At 66.1% G+C, this 12,337-nt stretch carries 10 protein-coding genes; 7 read left to right on the top strand and 3 right to left on the bottom strand.

Annotated features, from left to right (window positions below; all coding sequences use genetic code 11):
* The first annotated feature begins 128 nt into the window (after positions 1-128).
* The 4 genes from D6B98_RS03685 (at position 129) to D6B98_RS03665 (ending at position 4,649) form a co-directional block, all read left to right on the top strand.
* The gene (locus D6B98_RS03685) at positions 129-401 is read left to right on the top strand and encodes a hypothetical protein (protein WP_126255555.1); all 273 of its coding nucleotides are present in this window, start codon (positions 129-131) and stop codon (positions 399-401) included.
* Between the two features lie 218 nt (positions 402-619).
* On the top strand, positions 620-1,885 hold the full coding sequence (locus D6B98_RS03680) for a hypothetical protein (RefSeq protein WP_349644809.1): 1,266 nt from the start codon (positions 620-622) through the stop codon (positions 1,883-1,885).
* Positions 1,886-2,048: 163 nt separating this feature from the next.
* Positions 2,049-2,330 carry a Plug domain-containing protein gene (locus D6B98_RS03670; RefSeq protein ID WP_126255553.1) on the top strand — a complete coding sequence of 94 codons (282 nt, stop codon included), beginning with the start codon at positions 2,049-2,051 and terminating at the stop codon, positions 2,328-2,330.
* Positions 2,331-2,639: 309 nt separating this feature from the next.
* On the top strand, positions 2,640-4,649 hold the full coding sequence (locus D6B98_RS03665) for a putative bifunctional diguanylate cyclase/phosphodiesterase (protein ID WP_126255552.1): 2,010 nt from the start codon (positions 2,640-2,642) through the stop codon (positions 4,647-4,649).
* A gap of 7 nt (positions 4,650-4,656) precedes the next feature.
* Here D6B98_RS03665 and hutU read toward each other — a convergent pair whose 3' ends face one another.
* From hutU to hutI, 3 genes are read right to left on the bottom strand one after another with little or no spacing between them, the layout of a single operon-like run.
* Positions 4,657-6,327 carry a urocanate hydratase gene (gene hutU / locus D6B98_RS03660; RefSeq protein WP_126255551.1) on the bottom strand — a complete coding sequence of 557 codons (1,671 nt, stop codon included), beginning with the start codon at positions 6,325-6,327 and terminating at the stop codon, positions 4,657-4,659.
* On the bottom strand, positions 6,324-7,895 hold the full coding sequence (hutH, locus tag D6B98_RS03655; RefSeq protein WP_126255550.1) for a histidine ammonia-lyase: 1,572 nt from the start codon (positions 7,893-7,895) through the stop codon (positions 6,324-6,326). Before hutH ends, hutU begins: the two co-directional genes overlap by 4 nt.
* Positions 7,892-9,106, bottom strand: coding sequence for an imidazolonepropionase (gene hutI / locus D6B98_RS03650; protein ID WP_126255549.1), 1,215 nt, complete (start codon positions 9,104-9,106; stop codon positions 7,892-7,894). Before hutI ends, hutH begins: the two co-directional genes overlap by 4 nt.
* Positions 9,107-9,194: 88 nt before the next feature.
* Here hutI and D6B98_RS03645 point away from each other — a divergent pair, with 88 nt between their 5' ends.
* The 3 genes from D6B98_RS03645 to D6B98_RS03635 all read left to right on the top strand — a co-directional run bounded on the left by D6B98_RS03645 (position 9,195) and on the right by D6B98_RS03635 (position 12,325).
* Positions 9,195-10,553 (top strand): formimidoylglutamate deiminase, encoded by a 1,359-nt coding sequence (locus D6B98_RS03645; RefSeq protein WP_126255548.1) that lies wholly within the window; start codon positions 9,195-9,197, stop codon positions 10,551-10,553.
* Positions 10,550-11,278: a histidine utilization transcriptional repressor HutC gene (gene hutC, locus D6B98_RS03640; RefSeq protein ID WP_126255547.1), complete on the top strand. Its 729-nt coding sequence runs from the start codon at positions 10,550-10,552 to the stop codon at positions 11,276-11,278. Before D6B98_RS03645 ends, hutC begins: the two co-directional genes overlap by 4 nt.
* A gap of 102 nt (positions 11,279-11,380) precedes the next feature.
* Entirely contained in the window at positions 11,381-12,325 is a 945-nt protein-coding gene (locus D6B98_RS03635) for an ABC transporter substrate-binding protein (protein WP_126255546.1), read from the top strand.
* Positions 12,326-12,337 lie beyond the last annotated feature (12 nt).

Genomic DNA, 12,337 nt, shown 5'->3' with positions numbered 1-12,337 from the left:
AGCCGCTTGGAACGTTGGCGGGAACCCCCAACGTTCAACCGCTCAGGGTTGAAGCGATGGCCACAATTCGGCAGGAACGTCGCGGGCGCAGGCGGATTGTCTGGGAATGTGAAGTCAAGGAGAATCCAATGAAGAAGCTCATCTTGGCATCGGCATGCATCATGGCGCTGGCGACCGGTAGCGCCCTCGCGCAGACACAACCCGCCCCGGGCGCCTCCGGCCAGGCCGACGTCGGCCCCTCGTCGCGCGGCCCCGCCACCAAGGGCATGACGACCGGACGTTCGTCGAACATGCAGAACGAGGCCAGCGACGGCAAGGGTGCGCAGCAACCATCGGCCGGCGGCACCAACACCAACAACACGGGCAGCCAGGCCGGCGGCAGCGCAGGCGCCGGCAAATAGTCGAAAAATCCCGCTTCCCTCTCCTTCGCTTTCGAAGGAGCGTGCTCAACTCGGCGCGGCTCTATTGTGGTCGCGTCAAGTTGGCGGCGGCCGATCACGCTCGGGCTTCACGGCGATCACAGTCTCTCGGTGATGGCCGACACTTCATCGGGTCCCCACCCGCACCCGACGAACGTGCCTGATGTTCTGCAATTGATCTCACCTAGATTGACAGAGGTGTGACGGCCGGGGCAGTTTTTCATATTGCTGGCGAATCAGCGATTGCCTCACGCCGAGTATCTCTTGGACAACTCCTAGTGCTTTCGAGACTGATATCGTTGCTGCGCCGTATCCCCGCGGTGAAATGGGCGTTCACCCGGCTTCGGCCCGTGCAGCACGGCGGCAGCATTGACGCCACACCGGCCGCAGCAGGCGTCTCGCCCGTCATCGTCCAAAACGTCACGGTCCAAGACATCGCGGTCCAAGACATCGTGGCCCAAAACGTCGCGGAAGCCGCTTCGACTCAAGGCGCCGAAATCAGCACGGCTTCGGGGCTCGGCGAAGCCGAGAGCGAGGCCGCGGCTCCCTCCGCCCAGGATGATGCCGCGATCTCCGTCATCGCGGAAAGCCCGCCGGCAGCGCCAACCGAGGCCGGCGCCGGCGACGATTCCTCCCGCGAGACGGCGTCCGATATCGGGCCGGTCGTCGAAGAGGAGGCTTCGGCCGCCGCGATCGAAACCGCAACGGAAGATGCTCCCGAGCCAGCCATCAGCAACGATCCACTCCCGGTCGCGGCCGAGGCCGTCGTCACGGCGGAGACGCCGTCGCCCGTCGACGCCGAGCGTGATCCGCTTGGTGCCCCTGCCCTTGTTGTAGATGACGCTCGCGCCTCTGATGTCATCGTGAACGTTGAGCCGGCGGTAGACGCGCCGTGCGTCACGTCTGCCGATGCCGAAGTTCTGGCACAGCCTGCCTCCGAGACTGATTTCGACAGCGGTCCCTCGCCGGACGATGCGGGGGCCATCGAGCCGGCAGTTGCGGATGGCGTTGCGCCCGTCGCGGCGGTGGTCGCAGAGCATGGCCCCGCCGATACGGCCAGCGTCGCCACCGAGATCGCTCCGGCGCTCGTCTTGCCTGCTCCGGAAAGGCGGAGCGCGCCGAAGGTTCGCGCGAGAGCCGCCGAACCTGCCGATCGCACCGCGCTGATCCGGCAGCGCTGGGCGGAAAGCGGGATCAGGATGTGGAATCCGCGGCTTCACGGCACCGGCGAAGCCACGCTGAACATCCAGGGAAGCGTCGGGCTGCTGCCGCCCGCCCCCGGCGAGACGATGCCGCGCTATGACAAGCTGGAATTCAAGATGCTCGGCGGACAGATCGTCTGCGAGGGCGTCATCGTCGAGGCTCCCGCTCAGGCGAGCCAGCGCAGTTTCACGCGGCTCGCCGAGCCTGCGAAACTCGAGCGAGTCCGCGAACCGGCGCGGGAGCGCCAGGCCGCTCTGGCCTGATCCTTCTCCTCCAACAAACGCCGCGACGTGCTAAAGCATGATCCGGAAAAGTGCGCAGCGGTTTTCCGAAAAGATCATGCTTAAACAACAACCTAAAGCGCGATGACGATTCATCCTAATCGCATCGCGCTTTAGGCTGATATTCCGACAGCGGAGATCGCCTGTGCGCGCAAGCTCGTTGCCTCTGGTCGTGATCGCCGCCTTCTGCGTCTTGCAGCCGGCCTTTGCCGCGGGCAAACGATCCCGTCATCCGCCTGCGACCGTTCCCGCCACCGATCCATCCGCGCCCTACAAGGCCGATCGGCTCTCGTCCTCGCGCGGCGAGGCGATCCTCGACACGCCGGGCCAGACCACCGTGCTGACGCGACAGGTGCTCGACGACATGAATGCGACCAGCCTGAGAGGCGCCATGCGCTCGACCGCTGGCGTGACGATCGGGCGCTAAGGCGAAACGCGTCTTGGTGAATCGATACGTAACGAGAGCTCAGATCACTCTCCCCGATGGGGAGTATGCCGTTGCGCCGACACGCATGGTTAGCAGAACGTAGCCGCGGCTTTGCCGGACTTTGCCGCCGATGCGCCTGCTTCTGCGGCCCCTTATCGTTAACGCGGCCTCACCGGCGCCCGCGAACGGAAGAGATATTGTAGCGTCCGGCCTGATCCGGCCCGTCGCTGCGCATCGATCTAACGCGCCCTTTACCCCCGTCATGCAACATCGCCGACGTTTTCAGGGTAGCCGGGGCTCGTATTTTCAATGCCTGTTGCAGATTTGAAGTCTCTTCTCGCCGCCGCAATCCGGCTGTTTCGCGTTCCGGCCGACAATCCGGATCTGATGCGCGCGCAGTTCGGCGCCTTCTCCAAGCAGATCCCGCTGCTCTACTTCATCCTCATAAGCAACACGATCGCGGTGGCCTACACCTATGTCAACGTGGCGCCGGACTGGCTGACGATCATCGTGCCTGGCGTGCTGACCGTGCTCGCAGGCTTGCGGACCTATTGGTGGCTGCGCCAGCGTCACCTGATGCGCAGCGACGCCGACATCCTGCGCAATCTGCGCGCCACCAATTGGCTGACCCTGCCGGTCGGCGCCGGATTCACCGCCTGGTCCTTCGCGCTCTATCCCTACGGCGATCCCTTCGCCAAGAGCCAGGTCGCCTTCTACATGGCGGTCACGGTGATCGGCTGCATCTTTTCGCTGATGCATCTGCGCTCGGCGGCGCTGATCGTGACGCTGATCGTCGACGTGCCTTATGTGCTGTTCTTCTTCGCCACGGGCGAGCCGACGCTGAAGGCGATCGCCGTCAACAACCTCCTGGTTTCCGGCGCGATGGTGACGGTGCTGTTCATCTATTACCGCGATTTCGCCGATCTCGTCGCCAGCCGCAAGTCGCTGCTCGCGCAACAGGCGGCGACGCAGGCGCTCTCGGACGAGAACTTCCGCCTCGCCAATCTCGATTCCCTCACCGAGCTGCCGAACCGCCGCCGCTTCTTCGCCGAGCTGTCGAGCGCCTTTGCCGACGCCGAGCGCAGGCACGTTCGCGTCGCGGTCGGGATCATCGACCTCGACGGCTTCAAGCCGATCAACGACAATTACGGCCACTCGGTCGGCGACCGCGTCCTGATCGAGGCGGGCCGGCGCATCCGCGAGGTCTGCGAGGGCTTTGGCCCGCAGCGCGTGGAATTCGCCCGGCTCGGCGGCGACGAGTTCGGCCTCGTCGTCTGCGGCGACCCCGAGGACGCGGACCTGACGCGGCTCGGCGAACGCATCGGTAGTGAGGTCAAGCTGCCGTACCAGCTCGACACCGCCCATACCGGCTTGTCCTGCTCGATCGGTTTCGCATCGTTCCCGGACTCTGCGACGACGTCGGAGGCGCTCTATGAATGTGCCGACTACGCGCTCTACCACGCCAAGCGCCATATGCGCGGCGGCACCGTGCTCTTCTCCAGCAAGCTCGAGGCCGAGATCCGCAGCCGCGGCGTCATCGAGAACCTGTTGCGCACCTCCGATTTCGGCACCGAGATGGAGCTGGTTTTCCAGCCAATCGTCGATGCCATGAGCGAGCACACCGCGGGTTTCGAGACGCTTGCGCGCTGGCACAGCCCCCGTCTGGGCTGGGTCTCTCCGGCCGACTTCATTCCCGCCGCCGAGCGCATCGGCCTGATCCGTCCTTTGACGCAGGCGCTGCTGGCGCGCGCCCTCGCCGCGGCCAAAACCTGGCCCGACGACCTCCGCCTGTCGTTCAACCTGTCCGCTCACGACATCTGTGCCGCCGAGGGCATATTGCCGCTGATCTCGATCATCGAGAAAAGCGGTCTGTCGCCCCGCCGGATTGACTTCGAGATCACCGAGACTGCCGTCACCTTCGATTTCGTCCGCGCGCAGCAGTCGATCGCCACGCTGAAGGCGATGGGTTGCGGCATTTCGCTGGACGATTTCGGCACCGGCTATTCGTCACTGAGCCACGTGCACCGGTTGCCGCTCGACAAGATCAAGGTCGACCGCAGCTTCGTCGCCGAGATCAACGAGAATCCGGTGAGCCACAAGATTGTCAAATCGCTTGCGGGCCTCTGCGACGACATGGAGATCGCCTGCGTCGTCGAGGGCGTCGAGACCCGCGCCCAGCTCGACAGCCTGCGCCGGCTCGGGTGCGATTTCATCCAGGGCTACTATTTCGCAAAACCCATGCCTGCCGATGGGATCGCCGACTATCTGGCGAATGAACGCCAGCGCCTCGACGGCCGCGGAGCCAGGGTCGTGGCCTGAGGCGCCACTATGTCGAAAGGCTCGGCAGATCGAGGCCTTTGTCGCGGGCGCAGTCGATCGCGATGTCGTAACCGGCATCGGCGTGGCGCATGACGCCGCTGGCGGGATCGTTCCACAGCACGCGTTCGATGCGCTTCGCAGCCTCGGGCGTGCCGTCGGCGACGATCACCATGCCGGCGTGCTGCGAATAGCCGATGCCGACGCCGCCGCCGTGATGCAGCGAAACCCAGGTCGCACCGCTGGCGCAATTGAGCAGCGCGTTGAGCAGCGGCCAGTCCGACACCGCATCCGAACCGTCCTTCATCGCCTCGGTCTCGCGGTTGGGGCTCGCGACCGAACCGCTGTCGAGATGGTCGCGGCCGATCACGATCGGCGCTTTCAACTCGCCGCGCGCTACCATCTCGTTGAAGGCAAGGCCGAGGCGATGACGATCGCCGAGCCCAACCCAGCAGATCCGCGCCGGCAGGCCCTGGAATTTGATGCGCGCCTTGGCCATGTCGAGCCAATTGTGCAGATGCTTGTCATCAGGCATCAGCTCCTTGACCTTGGCATCGGTCTTGAAGATGTCCTCGGGATCGCCCGAGAGCGCAGCCCAGCGGAACGGTCCGACGCCGCGGCAGAACAGAGGGCGGATATAGGCGGGCACGAAGCCGGGGAAATCGAAGGCGTTCTTCAGCCCCATGTCCTGGGCCATCTGGCGGATGTTGTTGCCGTAGTCGAGCGTCGGAATGCCCTGCGCATGGAAATCCAGCATGGCCTGGACGTGCTCGACCATCGAGGTCTTGGAGGCACGCTCGACCGCCTTCGGATCGGACGCGCGCTTGGCTTCCCACTCGGCGAGCGTCCAGCCCTTCGGCAAGTACCCGTTGATCGGATCATGCGCGCTGGTCTGGTCGGTGACGATGTCAGGCTTGACGCCGCGGCGAACCAGCTCCGGGAAAATCTCCGCGGCATTGCCGAGCAGGCCGACCGAGATTGCCTTCTTCGTCTTTGCAGAGTCCGCCATGATCGCCAGCGCTTCGTCGAGGGTTGCGGCCTGACGGTCGAGATAACCGGTGCGCAGGCGCATCTCGATGCGGCTCGGCTGACATTCGACTGCGAGCATTGAAGCGCCGGCCATGGTCGCGGCCAGCGGCTGCGCGCCGCCCATGCCGCCCAGGCCGGCGGTGAGAATCCATTTGCCCGCGAGGCTGCCACCATAGTGCCGCCGCCCGACCTCGACGAAGGTCTCGTAGGTGCCCTGCACGATGCCCTGGCTGCCGATATAGATCCACGAGCCCGCGGTCATCTGGCCGTACATCATCAGGCCCTGGCGATCGAGCTCGTTGAAATGGTCGAGCGTCGCCCAGTGCGGCACGATGTTGGAGTTCGCGATCAGCACGCGCGGCGCATCGGCATGGGTGCGAAATACGCCGACCGGCTTGCCGGACTGCACCAGCAGCGTCTGGTCGGCTTCGAGCTTGCGCAAGGCCGCGACGATCCGGTCAAAACTCTCCCAGTCGCGCGCGGCGCGGCCGATGCCGCCATAGACGACGAGCTCGCTCGGACGTTCCGCGACGTCAGGATCGAGATTGTTCATCAACATGCGCAAGGGAGCTTCCGTCAGCCAGCTCCTGGCGCTGATCTCGCTGCCGCGGGGCGCGCGGATGGTGCGGTCGTTGTCCAGTCGGCGGTTCATGCGGACCTCTCATCAAGTCTCGGAAACGGATCGGATGGAAGCGCTGTGAGCGCGGTAGCTGGCAGAGCGTCGGCCTCGACCAGCGCAGCGGCCTTGGCGAGATCGCCGGCCATGTAGCGATCGGCACCCAGCGCGGGCACCTGCTCGCGCAGCGCGGCGATGACCGCAGCCAGCGGCCCGCTGGTCGCATGCGGCGCGCGCAGCGTGATGCCCTGGGCGGCGACCAAGAGTTCGATACCGAGGATGGCGGCGAGATTGTCGGCCATGTCGGACAGCCGCCGCGCCGCGTGCGCGGCCATCGAGACGTGATCTTCCTGGTTGGCGCTGGTCGGCGTCGAATCGATCGAGCAGGCAGCTGCCCGCTGCTTGTTCTCGGCGTAGAGTGCCGCTGCCGTCACCTCGGCGATCATGAAGCCGGAATTGATGCCGGGATCGGGAGTGAGGAACGGCGGCAGGCCGAAATTGAGCGTGGGATCGACCAGCGTCGCAATGCGCCGCTCGCTGATGGCGCCGATCTCCGACAGCGCCAGCGCGATGGCATCGGCGGCGAACGCCACCGGCTCGGCGTGGAAGTTGCCGCCGGAGACGATCTCGCCGGTCTCGACCAGCACCAGCGGATTGTCGGTGACGGCATTGGCCTCGACGATCAGCGTGCGCGCCGCCTGCGCGATCAGATCGAGCGCGGCGCCCGCGACCTGCGGCTGGCAACGCAGGCAATAGGGATCCTGCACGCGCTCGTCGCCTTCGAGATGCGACAGGCGGATGTCGCTGCCCTCGAGCAGCGCAGTCAGCGTCGCGGCGGCCGTGATCTGCCCGGCATGGCCGCGCAGCGCCTGGATTTCGGGACGGAACGGCGCCGTCGATGCCATCGCCGCATCAACCGACAATGCGCCGGTGACGAGCGCGGCGCGCGCCAGGCCGAAGGCGCGCAGGACGCCGGAGATGGCATAGGCGGTCGAGAATTGCGTGCCGTTGATCAGCGCGAGGCCCTCCTTGGGGCCCAGCGTCAGCGGCACGAGGCCGGCGGATGCCAGCGCTTCGCCGCCCGGCACGACTTGTCCGTCAACGATCGCCTGTCCCTCGCCGATCATCACCGCCGTCATATGCGCGAGCGGGGCGAGATCGCCGGAGGCACCGACCGAGCCCTGCTGCGGCACCAGCGGAGTGACGCCCCGCGCCATCATGGCCTGCAGCTGCTCGATCACCGCGCACCGCACGCCGGAGGCGCCGCGGCCGAGCGAGACGATCTTCAGTGCCATCATCAGGCGAACGATCGGCTCGGGTGTGGGCTGGCCGACGCCGCAGCAATGCGACACGATCAGGTTGCGCTGGAGCAGCGCGGTCTGGTCGGGCGGAATGCGCTTCGAGGCGAGCTTGCCGAAGCCGGTATTGATGCCATAGACGGGCGCAGCGGCTTGCGCGGCCTTTGCGACAATCTTCGCAGCCGCCTCCACGCGCGGCCAAAACGACGGATCGAGCACGACAGGAGCGCCCGCAAGCACGCGCGCGAGCTCGTCGAGGCTGACCGTTCCCGGCGTGACGACGATCGCTGCGCCCTGCTCCGTCACTGGCCCCTCCACACCCGGCGATGCAGCGGATTGAAGCCGATGCGGTAGACGAGCTCGGCCGGCCGCTCGACGTCCCAGATCGCGAGATCGCACCATTTACCCGCTTCCAGCGTGCCGGTCTCATCGAGCACACCAAGCGCCCGCGCGCCTTCGCGGGTGATTCCGGCAAGGCACTCAGCCACATTCATCCGGAACAACGTCGCGCCCATGTTCATGGTGAGCAGCAGCGAGGTCAGCGGCGAGCTGCCGGGATTGCAATCGGTCGCGAGCGCCATGGGCACGCCATGCCTGCGAAAGGCCTCGACCGGGGGCTTCTGCGTCTCGCGAATGAAGTAGAACGCGCCGGGCAGCAGCACCGCCACTGTACCGGCCTTCGCCATCGCGGCGGCGCCGGCTTCGTCGGTATGCTCCAAATGATCCGCCGACAGCGCCGAGAATTTTGCCGCAAGCGCCGCGCCGCCGAGGTTCGACAGCTGGTCGGCGTGGAGCTTGACCGGCAGCCCAAGCGCTCTCGCGGTCTCGAACACAAGCGCGGTCTGCTCCGCCGAAAATGCGATGCCTTCCATGAAGGCGTCGACAGCGTCGGCGAGGCCAGCCTTCGCAACGGCAGGCAGCATCTGTTTGCAGACGAGATCGACGTAACGATCCTTGTCACCGTCCGCCTCGACCGGCAATGCATGCGCGCCGAGAAAGGAGGTGCGGATCGCGACCCGCCGCTGGCGACCGAGGCTGCGCGCGGCCGCCAGTTGCCGCATCTCCGTCTCGGTGTCGAGGCCATAGCCGGATTTGATCTCGACGGTGGTCGCACCCTCGTCGATCAGCGCGTCGAGCCGCGGCAGCGCGCTCGCGACCAGCGCGGCCTCGCTCGCCTTGCGCGTCGCCGCCACCGTGGAGACGATGCCGCCGCCGGCGCGCGCGATCTCCTCGTAGCTCGCACCTTTCAGGCGCAGCTCGAACTCGTGCGCGCGGTTGCCGCCATAGACGAGATGGGTGTGGCAATCGACGAGGCCGGGCGTGATCCAGCGCCCCTCGCAATCGATCCGCTCGGTCGCGTCCGCACCCGCGGGAAAGTCCGTCGCCGCACCGGCATAGCTGATACGGCCGCCGCGCGCGGCGATGACACCAGGCGCGATCTCGCCGAGATCGGGACGGTCGGCCCGCATCGTGGCGAGCCGGGCATTGTGCCAGATCCGGTCGAAGCGCTCTGCCATGCCACTTTCCCCTGGGGTGGGATGCTTGACTTATATGTCTAGACATATAATCGTAAGGCGGTTCTGTCCAGCCGGCGTGTAATCAATCATGACCCGACTGCATTTCGCCTCCGCGCTCCTGCCCTCGGGCTGGGCCAATGACGTGCAGGTGGTGATGACCGCCGGCGCGATCGCGGCGGTGACCGCGGGCGTGCAGCCTGCCGCCGGCGACGAGCGCCACGCCATTGCGCTACCGGGATTGGCGAGCCTGCACAGCCACGCCTTCCAGCGCGGCATGGCGGGCCTTGCCGAGCTGCGCGGCGACAGCACCGATACATTCTGGACCTGGCGCGAGACGATGTACCGCTTCGCCCTCGCAATGACGCCGGACGACGTCGCGGCCGTTGCGACGCTGCTTTATGTCGAGATGCTGGAGCAGGGTTTTACCCGCGTCGGCGAATTCCACTATCTGCACCACGACCGCGACGGCTCTCCCTATGCCGATATCGCCGAGATGGCCGCGCGGATTGCGGAGGCTGCCGAGGCATCGAGCATTGCGCTGACGCTGCTGCCGAGTTTCTATGCGCACGGCTCCTTCGGCGGCGCCGCGTCGCATGCCGGCCAGCGCCGCTTCGTCTGCTCGGTCGATCAGTTCGGCGAGCTCATGGCCGCCTCCCGCAAGGCGATCAATGCATTGCCGGGCGCCAATATCGGCATCGCACCGCACAGCCTGCGCGCTGTCACGCCGGATGAGCTCGCGGCCATCGTTCCGCTCGCGAACGGCGGACCGGTGCACATTCACGCGGCCGAACAGGTGAAGGAAGTCGAGGATTGCCTGGCTTGGTCGGGCCGCCGCCCGGTGCAGTGGCTATTGGAGCACGCGCCCGTCGGTCAGCGCTGGTGCCTCATTCATGCGACTCATATGACGGACGCTGAGGTCAGCGCATTTGCCAGGACGGGCGCAGTCGCCGGGCTCTGCCCCATCACCGAAGCGAGCCTTGGCGACGGCATCTTTCCGGCCCGCGAATTCCTCGACGCCGGCGGCGCGTTCGGTATCGGCACCGATTCCAACGTGCTGGTCGGCGTCGCCGACGAATTGCGCCAGCTCGAGTACGGCCAGCGGCTCAAGCACCGCGAGCGCAACATGCTCTCCGCCGGTGCCGGCCGCTCGACCGGACGCGCATTGTTCGACCATGCGCTCGCGGGCGGCGCACAGGCGCTGGCGCAGACGACGGTCGGCCTCGCGCCCGGCGCGCGCGCCGACATCGTCACGCTCGACGCCGCACATCCCTCGCTGGCGGGACGCCGGGCCGATGCCGCGATCGACGGCTGGATCTTTGCTGCAGGCAGCGGCGCGATCGACTGCGTCTGGTCCGGCGGCGAGAAGGTTGTCGAGGCCGGCCGGCACAAGCTGCGCCAGGCGGCGCGCGAGCGTTTCAACGCGGCCGTTGGGAGGCTTGTTGCATGAGCCTCGTCACCGATGCCGCCGACAAGCCGACGCTCTACAAGCGGATTCGCGCCGACATCGAAAAGCGCATCCTGACCGGCGAATGGCCGCCCGGCCATCGCATTCCGTTCGAGCATGAGCTGGTGGCGCGTTACGGCTGCTCGCGCATGACGGTGAACAAGGCGCTGTCGGAGCTCGCGCAGGCAGACTTGATCGAGCGGCGGCGGCGTGCCGGCTCGTTCGTGCGCCGGCCGCAACACATGTCGGCGGTGCTCAAGATCGCCGACATCCGCGCCGAGATCATCGCGCTGGGGCGCGCTTACGGCTATGAGCTGATCCACCGCAAGCTGCGCGCCGCGACCGCTGCCGACCGTGATCGTCTCGGCGTGAAGAGGGCCGGCAAGGTGGTTGCGATTTCCTGCCGGCACAGTGCCGACAACGTGCCGTTCGCCGTCGAGGACAGGCTGATCGACCTGTCGTCCGTGCCTGACGCCGCGAGCGCAGACTTCTCGCGCGAGCCGCCCGGCTCGTGGCTGCTTCACCACGTCCCGTGGACGGAGGCCGAGCACACGATCAGCGCCATAATTGCCGACGATCATATGGCGGGCGCGCTCGCGATCGCCGTCGGCGCGCCCTGTCTGGTGATCGACCGTTACACCTGGCGCAGCGCGCGCACGATCACCGCCGTGCGCCTGCTCTATCCCGGTGACTCTCACCGCCTTGTCGCGCGATTCAAGGGAGGCTGAGAGGATATGTCGGCACAAATCGTGCAACGCTTCGAACAGCGGTCCACCTGGACCGACAGATCAACAGGACGTCAATCCATCGATCGGCAGAGGACGAAAATCATGCGTAATTCGACGATATTTGCGACAATCATTGCTCTCGCGGCCGCCACTCCCGTGCTCGCCGACGACGTCAAGGTCGGCGTCGGCATCTCCGGATGGACCGGCTTTGCGCCGCTGACGTTGGCGAAGGAGGCTGGCATCTTCAAGAAGAACGGCCTCGACGTCAGCATCAAGAAGATTCCGCAGAAGGACCGCCATCTCGCCATCGCTTCGGGCGACATCCAATGTGCGGCGACGACGGTCGAGACCTGGATCTCCTGGAACGCCAACGGCGTCGCCACCAAGCAGATCTTCCAGCTCGACAAGAGCTATGGTGCCGACGGCATGGCCGTGCGCAACGACGTCGCCGCGATCAAGGACCTGAAGGGCAAGACCGTCGCCGCCTCCGCGCCCGGCACCTCGCCGTATTTCGCGCTGGCCTGGATGCTCAAGAAAAACGGCCTGACGGTGAAGGACGTCACCGTCGTCAACCTGGAGCCGGCCGCCGCCGCACAGGCCTTCGTCTCCGGCCAGAACGACGCCGCGATGACCTATGAGCCCTATCTGTCGACGGTGCGCGCCGCCCCCGACAAGGGCAAGATCATCGCGACCACGCTGGACTATCCGATGGTCATGGACACCTTCGGCTGCACGCCCAAGTTCCTGACGGAGAATCCCAAGGCCGCCAAGGCGCTCGCCGACAGCTATTTCGAGGCGCTCGAGATGATCGCCAAGGACCAGGCCAAGTCCTACGAGATCATGGGCGCCGACGTGAAGCAGACCGCCGAGCAGTTCGGCAATTCGGCGAAATATCTGCGCTGGCAGGACAAGGCTGCGAACCAGAAATTCTTCGCCGGCGACTTCCTGACCTTCAACAAGGAGGCCGCCGACCTCCTGCTCGAGATCGGCATCATCAAGGCCGCGCCGAAGGTCGAGGACCTCTACGACGCGAGCTTCATCAAGTAAGTCACTTCAGGA

It is taken from the genome of Bradyrhizobium sp. LVM 105 (genome assembly GCF_003957705.1).
Lineage (GTDB): Bacteria > Pseudomonadota > Alphaproteobacteria > Rhizobiales > Xanthobacteraceae > Bradyrhizobium > Bradyrhizobium frederickii.
This window is presented reverse-complemented; position numbering and strand designations above follow the sequence as displayed.

Excerpts from the sequence above, each read along its gene's own strand:
- D6B98_RS03685 (WP_126255555.1), top strand. The coding sequence starts at position 129 with ATGAAGAAGCTCATCTTGGCATCGGCATGCATCATGGCGCTGGCGACC.
- D6B98_RS03665 (WP_126255552.1), top strand. The coding sequence starts at position 2,640 with ATGCCTGTTGCAGATTTGAAGTCTCTTCTCGCCGCCGCAATCCGGCTG.
- hutU (WP_126255551.1), bottom strand. The coding sequence starts at position 6,327 with ATGAACCGCCGACTGGACAACGACCGCACCATCCGCGCGCCCCGCGGC.
- hutI (WP_126255549.1), bottom strand. The coding sequence starts at position 9,106 with ATGGCAGAGCGCTTCGACCGGATCTGGCACAATGCCCGGCTCGCCACG.
- D6B98_RS03645 (WP_126255548.1), top strand. The coding sequence starts at position 9,195 with ATGACCCGACTGCATTTCGCCTCCGCGCTCCTGCCCTCGGGCTGGGCC.
- hutC (WP_126255547.1), top strand. The coding sequence starts at position 10,550 with ATGAGCCTCGTCACCGATGCCGCCGACAAGCCGACGCTCTACAAGCGG.
- D6B98_RS03635 (WP_126255546.1), top strand. The coding sequence starts at position 11,381 with ATGCGTAATTCGACGATATTTGCGACAATCATTGCTCTCGCGGCCGCC.